This window comes from Amycolatopsis sulphurea (assembly GCF_002564045.1).
Lineage (GTDB): Bacteria > Actinomycetota > Actinomycetes > Mycobacteriales > Pseudonocardiaceae > Amycolatopsis > Amycolatopsis sulphurea.
Window position 1 is genome coordinate 2947568 of record NZ_PDJK01000002.1, and the last position, 15316, is coordinate 2962883.

General features: G+C 68.5%; 13 protein-coding genes and 1 pseudogene. 5 read left to right on the forward strand and 9 right to left on the reverse strand.

Features of this window, described 5'->3' with window-relative positions:
• Positions 1-309 precede the first annotated feature (309 nt).
• On the forward strand, positions 310-1377 hold the full coding sequence (locus tag ATK36_RS19515) for a protein kinase family protein (protein ID WP_098512851.1): 1068 nt from the start codon (positions 310-312) through the stop codon (positions 1375-1377).
• Here ATK36_RS19515 and ATK36_RS19520 read toward each other — a convergent pair.
• The gene (locus ATK36_RS19520) at positions 1374-1922 is read right to left on the reverse strand and encodes a hypothetical protein (RefSeq protein ID WP_098512852.1); all 549 of its coding nucleotides are present in this window, start codon (positions 1920-1922) and stop codon (positions 1374-1376) included. The genes ATK36_RS19515 and ATK36_RS19520 overlap by 4 nt on opposite strands.
• Positions 1919-2176 (reverse strand): hypothetical protein, encoded by a 258-nt coding sequence (locus ATK36_RS19525; protein WP_098512853.1) that lies wholly within the window; start codon positions 2174-2176, stop codon positions 1919-1921. The genes ATK36_RS19520 and ATK36_RS19525 overlap by 4 nt, the downstream gene beginning before the upstream one ends.
• 115 nt (positions 2177-2291) lie before the next feature.
• On the opposite strand from ATK36_RS19525, the pseudogene ATK36_RS19530 reads away from it, so the two are divergent.
• A pseudogene (locus ATK36_RS19530) lies at positions 2292-3502 on the forward strand (Hsp70 family protein); the annotation flags it as partial.
• Between the two features lie 554 nt (positions 3503-4056).
• Positions 4057-4359, forward strand: a complete 303-nt coding sequence (locus ATK36_RS19535) for a hypothetical protein (RefSeq protein ID WP_098512854.1) — start codon at positions 4057-4059, stop codon at positions 4357-4359.
• A gap of 96 nt (positions 4360-4455) precedes the next feature.
• Here the strand turns inward: ATK36_RS19535 and pcp are convergent, their stop codons facing one another.
• Both pcp and ATK36_RS19545 read right to left on the reverse strand, forming a co-directional pair.
• Positions 4456-5064, reverse strand: coding sequence for a pyroglutamyl-peptidase I (pcp, locus tag ATK36_RS19540; RefSeq protein ID WP_098512855.1), 609 nt, complete (start codon positions 5062-5064; stop codon positions 4456-4458).
• Positions 5061-6506: a M1 family metallopeptidase gene (locus ATK36_RS19545; RefSeq protein WP_098512856.1), complete on the reverse strand. Its 1446-nt coding sequence runs from the start codon at positions 6504-6506 to the stop codon at positions 5061-5063. Before ATK36_RS19545 ends, pcp begins: the two co-directional genes overlap by 4 nt.
• Before the next feature lie 142 nt (positions 6507-6648).
• Here ATK36_RS19545 and ATK36_RS19550 point away from each other — a divergent pair, with 142 nt between their 5' ends.
• Entirely contained in the window at positions 6649-9831 is a 3183-nt protein-coding gene (locus ATK36_RS19550) for an AfsR/SARP family transcriptional regulator (RefSeq protein ID WP_098512857.1), read from the forward strand.
• Between the two features lie 69 nt (positions 9832-9900).
• Here ATK36_RS19550 and ATK36_RS19555 read toward each other — a convergent pair whose 3' ends face one another.
• Both ATK36_RS19555 and ATK36_RS19560 read right to left on the reverse strand, forming a co-directional pair.
• Positions 9901-10698, reverse strand: a complete 798-nt coding sequence (locus tag ATK36_RS19555; RefSeq protein WP_098512858.1) for an ABC transporter permease — start codon at positions 10696-10698, stop codon at positions 9901-9903.
• A complete protein-coding gene (locus ATK36_RS19560; RefSeq protein WP_098512859.1) occupies positions 10695-11672 on the reverse strand; it encodes an ATP-binding cassette domain-containing protein in 978 nt (325 codons plus the stop codon). Before ATK36_RS19560 ends, ATK36_RS19555 begins: the two co-directional genes overlap by 4 nt.
• 124 nt (positions 11673-11796) lie before the next feature.
• Here ATK36_RS19560 and ATK36_RS19565 point away from each other — a divergent pair, with 124 nt between their 5' ends.
• Complete coding sequence (locus ATK36_RS19565) at positions 11797-12750, forward strand: endonuclease/exonuclease/phosphatase family protein (protein ID WP_098512860.1); 954 nt, start codon at positions 11797-11799, stop codon at positions 12748-12750.
• A 4-nt stretch (positions 12751-12754) separates the two neighbouring features.
• Here the strand turns inward: ATK36_RS19565 and ATK36_RS19570 are convergent, their stop codons facing one another.
• Genes ATK36_RS19570 through ATK36_RS19580 form a run of 3 tightly spaced genes read right to left on the reverse strand, consistent with a single transcriptional unit; the run spans position 12755 to position 15304 of the window.
• Complete coding sequence (locus ATK36_RS19570; RefSeq protein WP_098512861.1) at positions 12755-13558, reverse strand: SIR2 family NAD-dependent protein deacylase; 804 nt, start codon at positions 13556-13558, stop codon at positions 12755-12757.
• A complete protein-coding gene (locus ATK36_RS19575; RefSeq protein WP_098512862.1) occupies positions 13551-13859 on the reverse strand; it encodes an antibiotic biosynthesis monooxygenase family protein in 309 nt (102 codons plus the stop codon). The genes ATK36_RS19570 and ATK36_RS19575 overlap by 8 nt, the downstream gene beginning before the upstream one ends.
• 32 nt (positions 13860-13891) lie before the next feature.
• Positions 13892-15304: a M1 family metallopeptidase gene (locus ATK36_RS19580; protein WP_098512863.1), complete on the reverse strand. Its 1413-nt coding sequence runs from the start codon at positions 15302-15304 to the stop codon at positions 13892-13894.
• Positions 15305-15316: the final 12 nt, after the last annotated feature.

The following is a 15316-nucleotide window of genomic DNA, read 5'->3' on the forward strand; positions in this document are numbered from 1 at the left end:
TGCTCTTTTCGGGTGTCTGGCCTTCTGCGTGTCCGGCCTTCTCCGTGTCCGGGCTGCCCCCGCGATGCTTGCCTTGGTTGCAACGGTCGCGGCGCCTTTGTTCGTGCGTCTGTGCCTCCTCCTCGGCGCCTTCTCCTCTGCGCCAACCAGTTGCCGTGGCCAAGGTGCCTTCTGACTCCTCTCGCCTACTCCTGCAAGGTCTCAGCCATCTGTGGCCGCTCTGTTGCTCGGTGGGAGGCAAGGTTTGCTGTGCCAGGTACCTCCACCGCTGCTGCGGAGGGAAGGCTGCCTTCGCTACGCTCGGGCGGTATGGCGGACTCCCGGATCGCTCGGCACACCGCGGTGGCTACCGCGCTTTCCTTGCTGAGCAACCATCAGCTCACCCGGATGCTCGATCGCGCACCGGTGGTGGCCGAGGGAATCGGGGGCACCGCAGTGCGGTTTGAGGTGGCGGGGACGCCGGTGTTCGCCAAGCGGGTGCCACTCACCGAGCTGGAACGCCGGGGTGAGAACGTCCGTTCTACGGCCAATGTGTTCGAGCTGCCTCCTTACTGTCATTACGGTCTCGGCTCGGCCGGTGGTGGCGTCTGGCGGGAGTTGGCGGTGCACGTGATGACCACGGGCTGGGTGTTGTCCGGGGAATGCGCACACTTCCCCTTGCTGCACCACTGGCGTGAGCTGCCGATGGCCCGCCGGGTGCGCGACCCTGGCGAACGCGAGAAGTCCGTGGCCTTCTGGCATGGTTCAGCTGCGGTTCGCCGCAGGCTCGAGGAGCTGGACGGCGCGACCACGAGCCTTGTGTTGTGCTCCGAATACCTGCCGACCACGGTGCACCGCTGGCTGCGTGACCACCTGAGCGACGCGGAGCGGATCGAGGAGCAGCTGCTCGCCATGGCAGATTTCCTTGAGCGGCAAGGTCTTCTGCATTTCGATGCGCACCTCGGCAACATCCTCGCCGACCGCGACCGCATCTATCTCACGGATTTCGGGCTCGCCTTGTCCACTCGGTTCGACCTCAGCCCGCAAGAGCAGGAGTTCGCCGCCCGCAACATCGGACACGATCGCGCATACCTCCGCACCCAGCTGGTCAACTGGCTGGTGACCGAACTTGCCGGTACCACTGATCGTGCCGAACGCACTGCCTACCTCCAGCGCTTTGCCCAGCGCCTTCAGGATGCACGGAGTAGCGAGAGCCCGCACGACGCGCGGAGCGTCCATCATCCTCGGAACTCGATCGATTTGCCGGAACCTGCTGCTTCGATCGTCTCCCGGCATGTCGGCACGGCCGTGCGTATGAACGACTTCTACCGGCGCTTGGCCGAGGAGAGCCGGGCCACCCCGTTTCCGACGGAAGAGTTCAGTCGCCTGCGCGATTAGCCATCGACCACCTCCAAAACCTCGTGCAATTTGGCGCGGAGCGAGTCCGCGTCGGCTCCGGCCGGTGCCAGCGGGCTGTGGTGCGCGATGTCCACCAATGCATCGACCAGCGCCGGTGCGGGACGGATCAGGTCGATTTCACCGAACTCGGGTTCGTGGCTGATCTGGTGGATCCGCTGGTGGGACAGTCCGATCAGATCGGCCAGTGCGCGCTGGGACAGTTGCCCGTTCAGTTCGCCGACGAGCCGGCGGCGGGCTCGGTCGCGCCAGTGGGCCAGCGCGGCCGCGACCCGTTCGGCTGCCTGATACTCACGGATGAGAGCAGTGTGGTCCTGTTCGGAGAACTCATAGCGCCAGCTGATGTCGAAGTGGTCCGGCTCGGTGCTGGTCAGATCGGCGATGACCTCGCGCATGCCCGGATCGACCTCGGCGAAGTGCTCGAAGTCCGCTGCTCCCACGGTGCCTTCGGCCAGGCCGTCGGTCACGACCGACACCCACAGGTTGTCCTCGCGCGTGACGGTGACCGGATAGGTCGGGCAACTCATCGTTTCTCCATCCACTTTTCGCCGAACAGGTGGGACAGTCCGCTTTCCACCGCGCGCAGTACTCCGATCGAGACGTCGCGCGAATGGCCGGTCAACGCGAAGCGGGCAACTGCGCCGCCCTTGTCGACCACCACGTACATCATGTGCGAGCTCTTGCCTCTTCCCCTTCGCTCCTCGATTGTGTAGCCCTTGTGTCTTGCCGCCGCTCTGGCCAGCTGCAACACCGCTGCGGCTTTCATCCTCTTGATGACCACATGCTAAGTCTAGCTCTCTAGACGCGCAAGTGTCTAGCCTGATAGACTCGTTCCCGTTGATGCCGGCTCGCCTGCTTCGTGGGATCACGCGCCGGGGATTGTGGAGGGGGAGAATGTGGGCGTCTTGTCGATCGATTTCGGCACTGCGAGCACGGTCGGAGTGCTTTCCGCGGTCGGGAGGGAATCTCGGGCCCTTGAGATCGACGGATCGGTCACCATGTCGTCCGCGGTCTACGCCGCCGAAGGCGGCCTGCTCGTGGTCGGCCAGGACGCGCAGCGGCGGGCTCGGCTCGATCCGAGCCGCTTCGAGCCGAGCCCGAAGCGGCGGATCGGGGACGGGGAGCTGGTGCTCGGCGAGCGTGCAGTGTCCATTGTCGACGTGTTCGCCGCGGTGCTCCGGCGGATGGGCGAGGCGGCCGCGCGACAGCTTTCGGGGCTCCCGAGCGAGGTGCGGCTCTCGCATCCGGTGGGCTGGGGTGTGGCCTGGCAAGAAACTCTGCGCGCCGCGGCGGAGAAGGCTGGGTTCCGCGGGATCCGGTTGGTGCCGGAGCCCGTCGCCGCAGCTGCGCACTATGCTTCGCGCGGTGCACGGCTTTCCGGACCGCTCGCGGTCTACGACCTCGGGGCGGGTTCCTTCGATTGTGCGGTAGTCGGCTTCGGTGCGGATGGACTCTCCGTGCTTGCGGGGGACGGGCTGGCGGATCTGGGCGGCCTGGACATCGACCAGGCGCTGATCGTCCACATCGGACGGTTGATCTCGCATGCCGATCCAGCGCAGTGGCAACGGTTGTTGCGGCCACAGTCGACCGCTGATCCCGGCAGCGGCGCGCGTTGCTGCAGGACGTGCGTGACGCGAAGGAGAGCTTGTCCCGGCACGCGCGGACCGAGGTGCCGATGCCCGATCCGTTCGGCGACGTGCTGGTCACCCGGGCGGAGCTGGAAGCCTTGGTGCGGCCGAGCCTGTTGCGCAGCGCCGAGCTGCTCGCCGCGACGATCCGGCGAGCCGGGCTGACCGCGGCGCAACTCGGCGGGGTCTACCTGGTTGGCGGTCCGAGCCGGATGCCGCTGCTGGCCGAGCTGGTCGGCAAGATCGTCGGCGTGGCACCGGCCACCCAGGACCAGCCGGAAACAGCGGTCGCTTTCGGGCTCCACCACGTGCCACTCGACGAGATCGATTCGGGAAGTCTTGCTGTAGCACCAGGCATGGCGCCGGGGTTGCCATGGATCCCGGTTTCGGGCCCAGGACAAGGTTGGGCTGGACGACAAGAGGAATCACCGGCTTCGGAGGGCGTTACGGGTGCGCCGCCGGAAGAAGGGAAGTCGCCGGACGGGGTGCGAGCTTCGCCGCCGGGGTACCGGGCGGTTCGAGGTCGAGGCAGGACGTGACATTGCCGGGTGGTTCGGGGTTGTGGCGAGGTGTGGCTGGGCCGGGTAGTTCGGTGTTGCAGGGAGGTATGGCTGCGCCGGGTGGTTGGGGGTTGGAGGGAGGTGTAGCTGCGCCGGGTGGTTGGGGGTTGGAGGGACGTGTGGCTGCGCCGGGTGCTTCAGGGTTGCAGCGAGGCATGGCCGTCTCGGGCGTTTCATAGTTGCGGCAAGGCATGGCCTGGCAGGGCGCCTCGGAGTCGCAGCACGGCATGGGGGCGGAACCGGAGACGTGGCAAGGTTCGGCCGCATATCAAGGGTCGTTGCCTTCGGCGGGACCGGAAGGGACGGCAAAGGGCTCTTCGTCGGCGTCATCGGGCACGGCAGTCTCCACGAAACCCGGGGCCTGACAATTGGTCCTGTCACAGTCCTCCGGTTCGCTGCCGGTCTCGATCCCAGGCTTGGGGCTGTATCAAAATCGGCCGGGAGTCTCGGGGCCGGATGGGCCGACTCCGTGCATGCTCAAGCTGGCCGGCTCCGTCGCAAGCCGTGCGTCGTGTTCGGGCGAGCCCGCGATCGCGGACGGGATCGCGGGCCGGGCGGCGCTTTGCCGGTTTCCGCAGAAAAGTTGCTGCGTCACCCTTTACGAGGGCATCGAACTGGGCAAGATCGAGCAAAGCGTGCACAGGCAGATGAATGGCCGGGTCCTTGATCACCGATGGCAGGCGGGTGAGTTGCGCGGGCGATATCTGGTCGGCATCGGGAGGAAGGCCGGTCTTCTGTTCTTCCAGTCCGATGGGCTGGGGGGACCGGGATGCTGAGGAACAAGCGGCGCGGAGCACCCAGCCCAACGGCCGGAAGAGACCTTGTCGGCTACTTCGAGGAGGAAATTCTGCCAGGACAGTGAATCGAGAGACTCAGTGCAGGGTGCCGGACGGTACCGGTATGCCCGTGGTGACCGTCTGCGCGGTGTCGATCACGAGGCCAAGCGCAGTAGCCGAGTCCGGGACGGAGAGATCCGCCTCGGCGGGGACGTGCACGAATCCGCCGCGGAGGTCCGGCAGTTCGGTGGCGAGCAGGTGGAGGAGGCCGTAGAAGACCTGATTGCACACGTACGTACCGGCGGTAAATGAGACCGCGGCGGGCAGCTCGGCCGCTTCGATCGCGGCAACTGCGGCTTTGACCGGCAATTTCGTGAAGTACGCGGTCGGGCCGTTCTCGACCACCGGTACGTCGATCGGCTGTGCCCCGGCGTTGTCCGGGATCCGCGCGTCGACGAGGTTGATCGCCACCCGCTCCGGCGTTACCGCGTGGCGGCCGCTCGCCAGGCCGGTGCACACGACCAGCGAAGGCCGGTACTCCTCGACCGCGGCGCGCAGCGCGGGCAGCGCCGCGCCGAACTCGCAGGGCAGTTCGACTGCCACTGTGTCGTTCCGGCGCGACGCCACCAGCGAAGCCGCCTGCCAGGAGGGGTTCGCGGTCGCTCCGTCGAACGGCGCGAACCCCGTCAGCAGTACTGTTGTCACGCGGCTGGCTTCAGATCGCCCGGGTAGAGGTACTGATCCGCGGGCTTTCCAGTGCCATAGATCCAGGCATCGAAAAAGCCTTGCAGATCCTTGTGCGCCACCGCTTCGGTGTAGTGCTGGAATTCCTGCATGTTCGCGTTTCCGTCACGGTGCAGCGCGGGCCAGGTCTTGAGTACGCGGTCGAAAGCGGCCTGTCCGATGTACTTGCTCAGCGCGTGCAGCATCATCGGGCCCTTGGAGTACACCGCAGTGAACTCCTTGCCAGGGCCCATGTCGTAGAGCTTGCCGTTCCAGAAACCCTGGGTGACCGCGCCGACCTTGGTCCGGTACTGGTCGTCCAGGTTCACGCCGTGCTTGGCCTGGTCCCAGAGCCAAGTCGCGTACGAGGCGAAGCACTCGTTGAGGCAGATGTCCTTCCAGTGGTCCACCGCGACCGCGTCGCCGTACCACTGGTGGGCATTCTCGTGCACGATCGTGCTCTCGTCGCCTGCCCGGCCCGAGTAGATCGGCCGGCTCAGGGTCTCCAGCGAGAATCCAATCGGCTCGGCGAGGAAGATGCCGCCTGCGGCGTCCACCGGGTACTTGCCGAACTTCGACTCCAGGAAGTCGAGGATCTCCGGCAGCTTCGCCTCGGCCTCCTTGGTCGTGTCCGGCGTGCCGGGTGCGAATGCGCTGACGATCGGGGTGCCGTCCGTGCGCTGCTGGCGATCGAAGGTCCACTTGTCGATGGCGACCGTGGTCATGTACGGCGCGGCCGGCGTGTTCTCCGCCCAGACGTGCGTGGTGCCGCCGGGCGCGGCGAACGAACGGCCTTCGCGGCCGTTGGAGATCACGCCCCATTCGTCCGGAACCGTGATGGCGAGATGGAACGTCGCCTTGTCCCGCGGAGTGTCGTTCGCCGGGTACCAGGTGGTGGCCGACTTCGGCTCACCGGCCACGAACGCGCCGCCGGACTCCGAGAACTGCCAGCCGTTGTTGCCGAGCACCGGGTCCTTGATCGGCGCGGGCACGCCGTGGTAGGCGATCTCCGCCCGGAACGGCAGCCCCTTGAACAACGGCACCCGCGGCGTGATGACGAGCTCGTGGTCGCCGCTGCGGGTGAACGTCGCGGACTGCCCGTTCACCTTTACCGTGTCGACGGTGAGGCCCTTGAGATCGAGGTTGAACGAGCTGAGCGACTGGGTCGCCCGCGCGGAAATCGTCTGCCGACCGGTCAGCTCGTGGCTGTCCGGCGCGTAGGAGACCTTCAAGTTGTAGTCGGCTACGTCGTAGCCGCCGTTGCCGTCCTGCGGATAGTAGCTGTCGCCGGCGCCGTCCGAGCCGGGCGCCGGTCGTTCCCAGCCGTCCTGCCCGGCCGACGCGACCCCGGTGACCAGGCTCAACGCGGCGAGCGTGGCGGCGGCCGTCACCGTCGGGCGGCGCCAGCGGTTCGATGCAGTCATGAGGCTCCTGTCTGATCGGCGGATCAAGGCAACGTATCGGGCGCGGCCGGTCGCGGGGATCGGCCGAAAGTGATATGTCCGGAAAATCCCCACTTCCGTCGGGTGCGGCCCGTTCGCCGCCGCAGTCTGGAAAGCTGGAGTCGTGTACGTGGCGTTGCTGGGGCCGTTACGGGCGGCGGAGGACGACGGCACGCCGATCGACATCGGCGGCGCACGCCTCCGCACGCTCTTGGCCAGGCTCGCGCTGGACGTCGGCCGCGCGGTACCGCCTGACATGCTGATCGACGGGCTGTGGGGCGGCGAGCCGCCTGCCGACGCCGCCAACGCGCTGCAATCCCTGGTCTCGCGGCTGCGCCGGGTGCTGCGGCAGCCCGGCGTACAGCTGGAGTCCGGCCCAGGCGGGTACCGGCTCGCGATCCCCGCCGAAGCAGTGGACGTGCACCGGTTCGAGCAGCTGGCCGCGGAGGGCCGGAACGAGCTTGCCGCCGGACGTGACCCTCGTGCTGCCGAGATACTGCGTGAAGCGCTGGAGCTGTGGCGGGGTGTGGCGCTCGCCGATGTGCTCGACGCGCCGTTCGCTGCCGAGTTCGCCGGTCGGCTGGACGAGCTGCGTGCGGAGGTCATGGAAGACCGGTTCGAAGCCGAGCTGCGGCTCGGCCGGCACGCCGAGGTGCTGTCCGACCTGGCTGCCGCCGTCCAGCAGCAACCGTTGAGAGAGCGGCTGGTCGGTCTGCGGATTCAGGCGTTGTGCGCCGCAGGGCGGCAAGCCGATGCGTTGCACACGTACGAGGCGACGCGCGTCGTCTTGGCCGAAGAACTCGGTGTGGATCCGTCCGCGGAGCTACAGGACGTCCACTTGCGAGCCTTACGTGGCGAGTTCGCGTCGGCACCCGCCGTGGCCGACCGGTTGCCGCAACGGCTGACCAGCTTCATCGGACGGACGGACGAGCTGAAACTGCTTGCCGAACTGCTCGCGGACGCCCGGCTGGTGACACTCGTCGGTCCGGGCGGGGCCGGGAAGACGCGGCTCGCGACCGAAGCGGCATCGAGACACCCCGCGCAGGCGCGGAGCCGGGTGTGGTTCGTGCCGCTCGCCGGCGTGCGCGATGCTGCGGACGTGCTCGGTTCGCTGCTCGCCGCGCTTGAAGTGCGGGAGACGCGAGTGGGCGAGACCGAGGTGCGGCGTCGTCCGCTGGGGTCGGTGGAGCACGCGGCGGAGGTGCTTTCCAGCGGGGAATCGCTGCTGGTTCTGGACAATTGCGAGCACGTGATCGACACCGCGGCCCGGCTGGCCGACGACCTGCTGCGCCGGGTGCCCGGGTTGCGGGTGCTTGCGACCAGCCGCGAGCCGCTCGCGATCACCGGTGAGGCGCTGTGCCCGCTCGGCCCACTGCCGGTGCCCGCGGAGACCGCGCTCCCGAGCGAGGTCGGTGCGCTCGATTCCGCGCGGCTCTTCCTGGATCGTGCGGTCGCGGTACGTCCGGGCTTCCACCTCGACGAGTCCACAGTGGAGGCTGTCACGCAGATCTGCCGCCGGCTGGACGGAATGCCGCTCGCCTTGGAACTGGCCGCGGCCCGGTTGCGCTCGATGACCGCCGGGCAGATCGCCGAGCGGCTCGACGACCGGTTCCGCCTGCTGACCTCGGGCAGCCGCACCGCTTTGCCGCGTCAGCGCACCCTGCGGGCGGTGGTCGAGTGGAGCTGGGATCTGCTCACCGACACCGAACTCCGGCTGGCCCGGCGGCTGGCGGTCTTCGCGTCGAGCTTCGACGAAGCGGCGGCGGAGGCCGTTTGCGCGGACGAGCACCTGCCCGCCGGGGAGGTCGTGTACGTACTCGGATCGCTGGTCGAGAAATCCATTGTGGACACGTTGGGGACGCGTTACCGGATGCTCGAGACCTTGCGTGTTTACGCCGACGACCGGCTCGCCGCGGCCGGCGAACGGGAGCGGTTCCGGTCCGCGATGGTGGCGTACTATCTGGACCTGGCCGAGCGCACCGAACCGATCCTGCGTTCCCGCGAACAGCTGGACGCGATCGCCGTCTACGAAGCCGAAAACGACAACCTGAGCGCGGCCCTGCGTGCGGCCATCGACGCCGAGGACGGGATTTCCGCCGGCCGGTTGCTGTTCGCCATGTTCTGGTACCTCACTGTGCTCGGGCAGAGCGAGCGCGCGGGTTCCTTCCTCAACGATGTGCTCAAACTGGACGAACAGCTGCCGCCGGACGTCTCCGCGAGCTTGCGGATGAGTCAGGCCATGCTGCGCGCCATCGGAGGTCCGCAACACCTGACCGGGGTCACGGAGCTGGTGGACGAGTGCGTGCGCACGGGTGCCGCCGACCGGAGCCGGTGGCTGACGGTGGCGTTGCCGGTGGTGGCGCATGTCAGCGGGCTGCCGGAGCTGGCCCGGCGGGAGGTCCGCCGGGCCGTCACCGGCCCGGATGCCTGGGGCCGGGCCGCGGGGTACTGGGCGGAGAGCTTTCTGCGCACCGACGCCGGGGACCTGGCCGGCGCGGCCGCTGCACGCGAGCGCGCGCACGCCGGTTTCGCCGAGATCGGCGACCGCTGGGGGCTCGCCATGACTTACGGTTTCCGCGCGGCGGACCGGTCCCAAAGCGGCGACCACGAAGGCGCGATCGCCGACTACACCGAAGGAGTGCGGCTGGCGCTGGAGCTACGTTCCCACGACGATGTTGTCCAGCAGTGGTGGCGGTTGGCCGAGGAACGTTCCCGGGCCGGCGATCAGCCAGGCTCCCGGCGGGAACTGGACGGCGCCTGGCGCTACGCCGAGGCCAGCGGGACCCGGCAACTGCAGGCGATTCTGTTGCTGGGGTACGAGGTGGTCGCGATGCGCGAGAGAGACTTTGCCCGCGCGCGTGAGATCGGCCGGGAGATTCGTTCCGCACAACAGGAATGGCCGTTTCCCGACGGTGGTTTCGAGGACGAGTGGCTGGCCGCGCTGGACGCTTCCTTGCTCGTCGCCGAAGAAAAGCCGGATGAGGCCGAACCGTTGGTCGCCACCGTACTGCGCGTGGTGGCCCACCGTGCCGATATGCCTCGGCTGGCGGAAGTGATCGAACTCCTGGCGCGAATCCGTTACCAGCAGCACGAAACCGAGGAGGCCGCTCGGCTGCTCTGGCTGACCGAGGTGGTTCGTGGCCGGCTGGACCTCGGCAGCCCGGAGGTGCGCGAGCTGATCCACAAGCTCGGCAACGACCTGGGGCAGTCCCGGCTCGAAGAGCTGGCCGCCGAGGTGCGCCGCGTCCCGCGAGCGGAGTCGCTTGAGCAACTTCTGTCCACATTGGATGGACATTCAGGACAGTAGTTCGGCCTCGATGGCGCGGAACAGGCGGGCGAGAGCATTGCTGCCCGCTGTGACCCGTCGCCGCGGACCTCAGACGCGGCGCCGATAAGCCCAGGTCGCCAACGGGAAGAAGACCACCACGAAACCCACCATCCACGCGATCGCGCCGGTCAGCGGTCCGGCGACAGGGCCGCCATTGAGCAGGCCGCGCAGGGTATTGGTGAGAAGGCTGACCGGATTGATGTCGGCCCAGGCGCGCAGCCAGCCGGGCATCTGCACGGGGGAGACGAATACGTTGCTGGCGAAAGTGAGCGGCATGATGAACACGAACATCAGCCCCTGCGCCGCACCCGGCGATTTCATCAGCATTCCGACGAATACCGAGGCCCAGCACAGGCACAGCCCGAACGCGATGACCAGCAGAATCGCCACCACGAACTGGGTCGGTCCGGTTTCCACCCGGTAGCCCATCACCGTGGCCACCACCATCAATACCGTCAGGCACACCAGGTAGCGCACGATGTCCGCGAGCACCGCGCCTACCAGCGGTGCCGAACGCGCGATCGGCATGGCGCGGAAGCGGTCGAACACGCCCTTGGTCACGTCGGTGTTCAGCTGGGTGCCGACGGTGAGGCAGGCCTGCAGGATGTTCATCACGATCACGCCCGGCACGAGGCTCTGCAGGTAGTTCGCGGTCGAACCGCCCAGTGCGTTGCCGAACAGGTAGGTGAACATGAGCAGGAAGATGATCGGCGCGATGGTCACGTCGGCCAGCTGCTCGGGGTTCTTGCGGATCTTCAGTATTCCCCGCCAGGCCAAGGAAAAGGAGTGTTGCACCGCCGGTCCGAAGTGGATTCTGCGGGGTGGGTCGAGCACGGGCGCGGTCATCGGAGGCTCCCTTCGAGCGCTCGGTCCGAAGTGGGCTCTTTGGCGGTATGCCCGGTCAGCGCCAGGAAAACCTCGTCGAGGCTGGGCAGGCGCAGGGCCAGCTCGTCGGAGGTGATGCCCGCCTCGTCCAGTTTCCGGACCAAAGTGGACAGCAGGACCGGATCCGACACCGGCGCGGTGAGCAGCCCGCTGCCGCTGTCGCGGGCAGGCGTGACGCCGGTGAGCTCGCCGAGGATGCGGGCGACGGTGTCGAGATCGTCCGCACGCGTCGGGCGTACCTGCACGGTCTGGCCGCCGACGAGCCGCTTCAGCTCGTCGGCCCGGCCGTCGGCGACCACGTGCCCGTGGTCGAACACGGTGATCCGGTCGGCCAGCTGATCGGCCTCTTCCAGGTACTGAGTGGTCAGCAGCACGGTCGCCCCGTCGGCGACCAGCCCGCGTACCACGGCCCACACCTCGTTGCGGGCGTGCGGATCCAGCCCGGTGGTCGGCTCGTCCAGGTAGAGCACCGCCGGACGGCCGACCAGGCTCGCGGCCAGGTCCAGCCGGCGGCGCATGCCCCCGGAATAGGTGCGGATCGGCCGTTTGGCCGCGTCCGACAGCTCGAACCGCGCCAGCAGCTCCTTCGCGCGGGCGCGCGCGTCCGGCCGGGTGAGCCCCAGCAGCCTGCCGAGCAGCACCAGGTTCTCGGTGCCGTTGAGGTCCTCGTCGACCGAGGCGTACTGGCCGGTGAGGCCGATCTGGCCGCGGACCCGCACCGGGTCGCGCACCACGTCGTACCCGCCGACCGTGGCGTGCCCGGCATCCGGTTTCAGCAGGGTGGCCAGGATACGGACCGCGGTCGTCTTGCCCGCGCCGTTCGGCCCGAGCACCCCCACCACGCGGCCGAACGGTACCTCCAGGTCCACCCCGTCCAGCGCTTTCGTCTCCCCGAACCGCTTGACCAGGCCCTCGGCCCGGATCGCGTGTGACATTCGTTCCTCCTTCGAGACGGCACCCGCGACTTTGCCCGCCTGACCTGGCAGGCCACGCACAGCTCGCTGACAGCGCCTGTCAGGCCCCGGCAGCGGCACTGATCGGGACGGCATACTCGGGCACATGGTGATAGAGGCCAAGCCGCGCAACCGGGTAGTCACAGCTCTGCTGCTGCTCGCCGGGCTGCCCCTGTTGACGGTCGCAGTGCTGCGCACGTTCGGCTACGACGGCGGTGGCTGGTACCTGACCGCACTGCTCTCGCTCACGCCGTACCTGGTGGTCTACGGAGCGATACTGGGTGCGCTTGCGCTGCTGCTGCGTCGCTGGTGGATCGGCGGGGTGGCGCTGGCGCTGGCAGTGCTGCTCGTGGTGTTCGTGGTGCCGAGGGTGCTGCCCGGCGATCAGCCGGACGCCCACGGCCGCACGGTGCGGGTGCTGGCCACGAACCTCTACCTCGGTCGCGCAGAGCCCGCGTCGGTGCTGCAGCTGGTCCGGGACAACCGGGTGGACGTGCTGAACCTGCTGGAGCTGACCCCGGCCGCGGTGGCCGGGCTGGAGAAGGCCGGGCTGTTCAAGGACCTGCCCTACCGCGTGCTGCACCCGGCGAACGGCGCGAACGGCTCCGGCATCGTGTCGCGGTTCCCGCTCACCGAGCAGAACTACGCCGGGGATTCCTCGGCCAAGCAGCCCGGCGCGGAGGCCGACCTCGGTGGCGGCGCCAAGATGGAGGTCATCGCGGTGCACCCGCGTTCGCCGGACGTCGGGTTCGACGGCTGGGAGCGGGAGTTGCGGGACCTGTCCCGGGCGATCGGGGAGCACGGGCTGCGCGTGCTGGCGGGCGACTTCAACGCGACCCTCGATCACGCCGCGCTGGGCACCGTGCTCTCGCGCGGGTACGTGGACGCGGCGGCGAGCGTCGGCGATGGCCTCGACCCGACCTGGCCGAACACCGCGATCCCGTTCGCGACCCTCGATCACGTGCTGGTCGATCGCCGCGTCGCCGTGCGTGACTACCGAGCGCTCGACGTTGCGGGCACCGACCATCGTGCGGTGTATGCCGAGGTTCAGCTGCCGTGACGGCTCAGGACAGCCGCGTCAGGGTCTCCAGCGCACCCGCCGGGATGGAGACACCGCGGCCGTGGCGGACCTGCGGTTCGCGTGGGTTGATCCGGATCAGCGCGCCGTTCGCCGCGCTCGCCAGCTCGGCGTAACGGCGGACGGTCGGTACCGCCTGTCCGGCGCCCAGCTCGACCACCACCAGGTCACGGTGCTCGCGCCGCCAGGCGGTCAGCTCGTCCAGCTGCGCCTGGCTGCGGCCGGGGACCCAGTCGTCATCGCCGAACATCAGGATGTTCGGCCGGGCCAGGTCCCCGCAGCGGGGGCACGCCGGCAGCGGCGGACGCGCCCGCATGGTCGGCTCGTCCAGATCCACCACGACCTCGTCCGCGGGCCAGATCTCCCGGGTGCAGCCCGCCAGGCACTGCAGGTGGTGGATCGAACCGTGCGCCTCCGCGACGAAGGGGAAGCCGGCCACCTGGAACTGTCCGTCCACATTGGACGTGAACACGCGCACGCCGCCGGGTTTCGCACGTCCCCATTCGAGCAGCAGGCCGAACCCGGCATGCGGCACGGTGGCCTGGTAGAGCGCGCGCCGATGTCCGTAGAAACCCCAGGCCAGCTCGGGGTCGTCGGCGAAATGCCGGGGATCGGCCAGCTCCTCGAACCGCAGGCCGAGCTCCGCGTAGGGCGGATAGGCCCGCCAGAATCCCTCGCCGCCGCGGAAATCGGGCAGTCCGGAGTCCACGCCCATCCCGGCGCCGGCGCACACGAGCAGTGCGCCCGCCCCGTGGATCAGCTCCGCTGCGCGGGCGAGTTCGTCACTCACCCGGCTTGGACGCCTGCACGACCTCGAACTCCAGCAGAGTCGCCCCGGTGGCGACCGGGTTCTTGCGCTCGCCCGCGTGTGCCTCGCGCGACGGTCCCTTGGCCCAGGCCTGGTAGTGCTCCTCGGACTCCCACTTCGTGTAGACGAAGTAGCGCTGGTCGCCGGACACCGGCCGGAGCAGCTCGAAGCCCAGGAATCCGGCCTGCTGGTCCACTGCGTGCAGCCGGGCGGCGAACCGCTTCTCCAGTTCGGGGCCGGCGCCTTCGGGAACCTCGATTGCGTTGATCTTCACCACTGCCATGCCCCCAGCCTACTGACGCCGGGGCGTACGGGTCAGTGGCGCAGCGCACCCGGGTAGAGGTCGGCGTCGGTGGGCAGTTTCGTGCCGTGGAACCAGTCGGTGAGGAAGCCGTGCATGTCGTGGCCGGCCAGCCGGGCCACGAGCTGCTCGAAATCCGCCCACGTCGCGTTGCCGTTGCGGTGCTCGGCGGGCCATTCGTGCATCAGCTTCGAGAAGGTCGCTTCACCCAGCTCCCGGCGCAGCGCGTGCATGGCGAGGATGCCTTTGTCGTACACCGCCTCGAACTCGTGCCCGGCACCCATGCCGACCAGCTTGCGGGCCCAGAAATCCGCGCTGTTCCTGGTGATCTCCACGGCTGTGCGGTACTGCTGGTCGAGGTCGTTGCCCTCGCGCTCGGCCCACAGCCACTGCGCGTAGGAGGCGAAGCACTCGTTCAGGCAGATGTCGGACCACGAGTCGAGAGTCACCGAATCGCCGAACCACTGGTGTGCGTTCTCGTGCACCACTGTGGGCACTTCCGCCCATTTGGCGTACGTGGGGCGGGTCTGGGTCTCCAGCGAGAAGTGGATGTCCTCGTCGAGATAGATGCCGCCCGCGGCGCTCTGCGGGTACGGGCCGAATTTGCTTTCCAGGAACGAAAGTATCTCCGGCAGCCGGGCACCGGCCGCTGCACGGGACTCCGCGCCGGGCGCGTATCCGGAAACCACCGGCGTGCCGTTCGGCAAGGTGGTCCGTTCCACCGTGAACTTGCCGATCGCGATCGTGGTCAGGTAGCCGGCCACCGGATTCGGTTCTTGCCAGGTCGTCGTGGTCTTACCGTCCTTTGTGCCGCTGCCCTGCTCGCGGCCGTTCGAGAGCACCGTCCAGCCCGACGGCACGTGCGCGGTGAGCGTGAAGGTCGCTTTGTCGCGCGGGGTTTCGTTGACCGGATACCAGAACGACGCGGAATGCGGCTCCCCGACCTGATAGGCGCCGCCGTCCGCGGACCGGCTCCACCCGTTGTCGCCGACGCCGGAATGCGGGGTCTTCTCCGGTATGCCGGAATAACGCACCCGCGTGCGGAATTCCGTGCCGGAGCGCAGCGGATCGGCCGGGGTGATCACCAGCTCGTGTTCTTTCTGCCGGCTGAACTTCGCCGGTTTCCCGTCCACCTCGACCGACGCCACGTCGAGCCCGCGCAGGTCCAGGTCGTAGCTGCTGAGGTCCTCGGTGGCCTTCGACGTGACGGTGGTGTCCCCGTCGAGCCGGCCGCTCGGCGGGTCGTAGCTGACGTCCACGTGGTAATCGAGGGCGTTGTAGCCGCCGTTGCCGTCGTCCGGGTAGTACGGATCGCCCGCTCCGCTCGCCCCGGGAACGGGGTGCAGTGGCGGCGGGTCGTCCGTGCTGCACGCGGACAGTGCCAGCACGCCGGTGAGGACGAGGACAGCGGGTCGGCGGCTGCGCATGAGACTCAGCCT

Bases quoted from the DNA above. Each gene is read 5' to 3' on its own strand.
- ATK36_RS19580 (WP_098512863.1), bottom strand. From the start codon at position 15,304: ATGCGCAGCCGCCGACCCGCTGTCCTCGTCCTCACCGGCGTGCTGGCA.
- ATK36_RS19565 (WP_098512860.1), top strand. From the start codon at position 11,797: ATGGTGATAGAGGCCAAGCCGCGCAACCGGGTAGTCACAGCTCTGCTG.
- ATK36_RS19555 (WP_098512858.1), bottom strand. From the start codon at position 10,698: ATGACCGCGCCCGTGCTCGACCCACCCCGCAGAATCCACTTCGGACCG.
- ATK36_RS19545 (WP_098512856.1), bottom strand. From the start codon at position 6,506: ATGACTGCATCGAACCGCTGGCGCCGCCCGACGGTGACGGCCGCCGCC.
- ATK36_RS19575 (WP_098512862.1), bottom strand. From the start codon at position 13,859: ATGGCAGTGGTGAAGATCAACGCAATCGAGGTTCCCGAAGGCGCCGGC.
- ATK36_RS19520 (WP_098512852.1), bottom strand. From the start codon at position 1,922: ATGAGTTGCCCGACCTATCCGGTCACCGTCACGCGCGAGGACAACCTG.
- ATK36_RS19560 (WP_098512859.1), bottom strand. From the start codon at position 11,672: ATGTCACACGCGATCCGGGCCGAGGGCCTGGTCAAGCGGTTCGGGGAG.
- ATK36_RS19535 (WP_098512854.1), top strand. From the start codon at position 4,057: ATGCTCAAGCTGGCCGGCTCCGTCGCAAGCCGTGCGTCGTGTTCGGGC.
- ATK36_RS19515 (WP_098512851.1), top strand. From the start codon at position 310: ATGGCGGACTCCCGGATCGCTCGGCACACCGCGGTGGCTACCGCGCTT.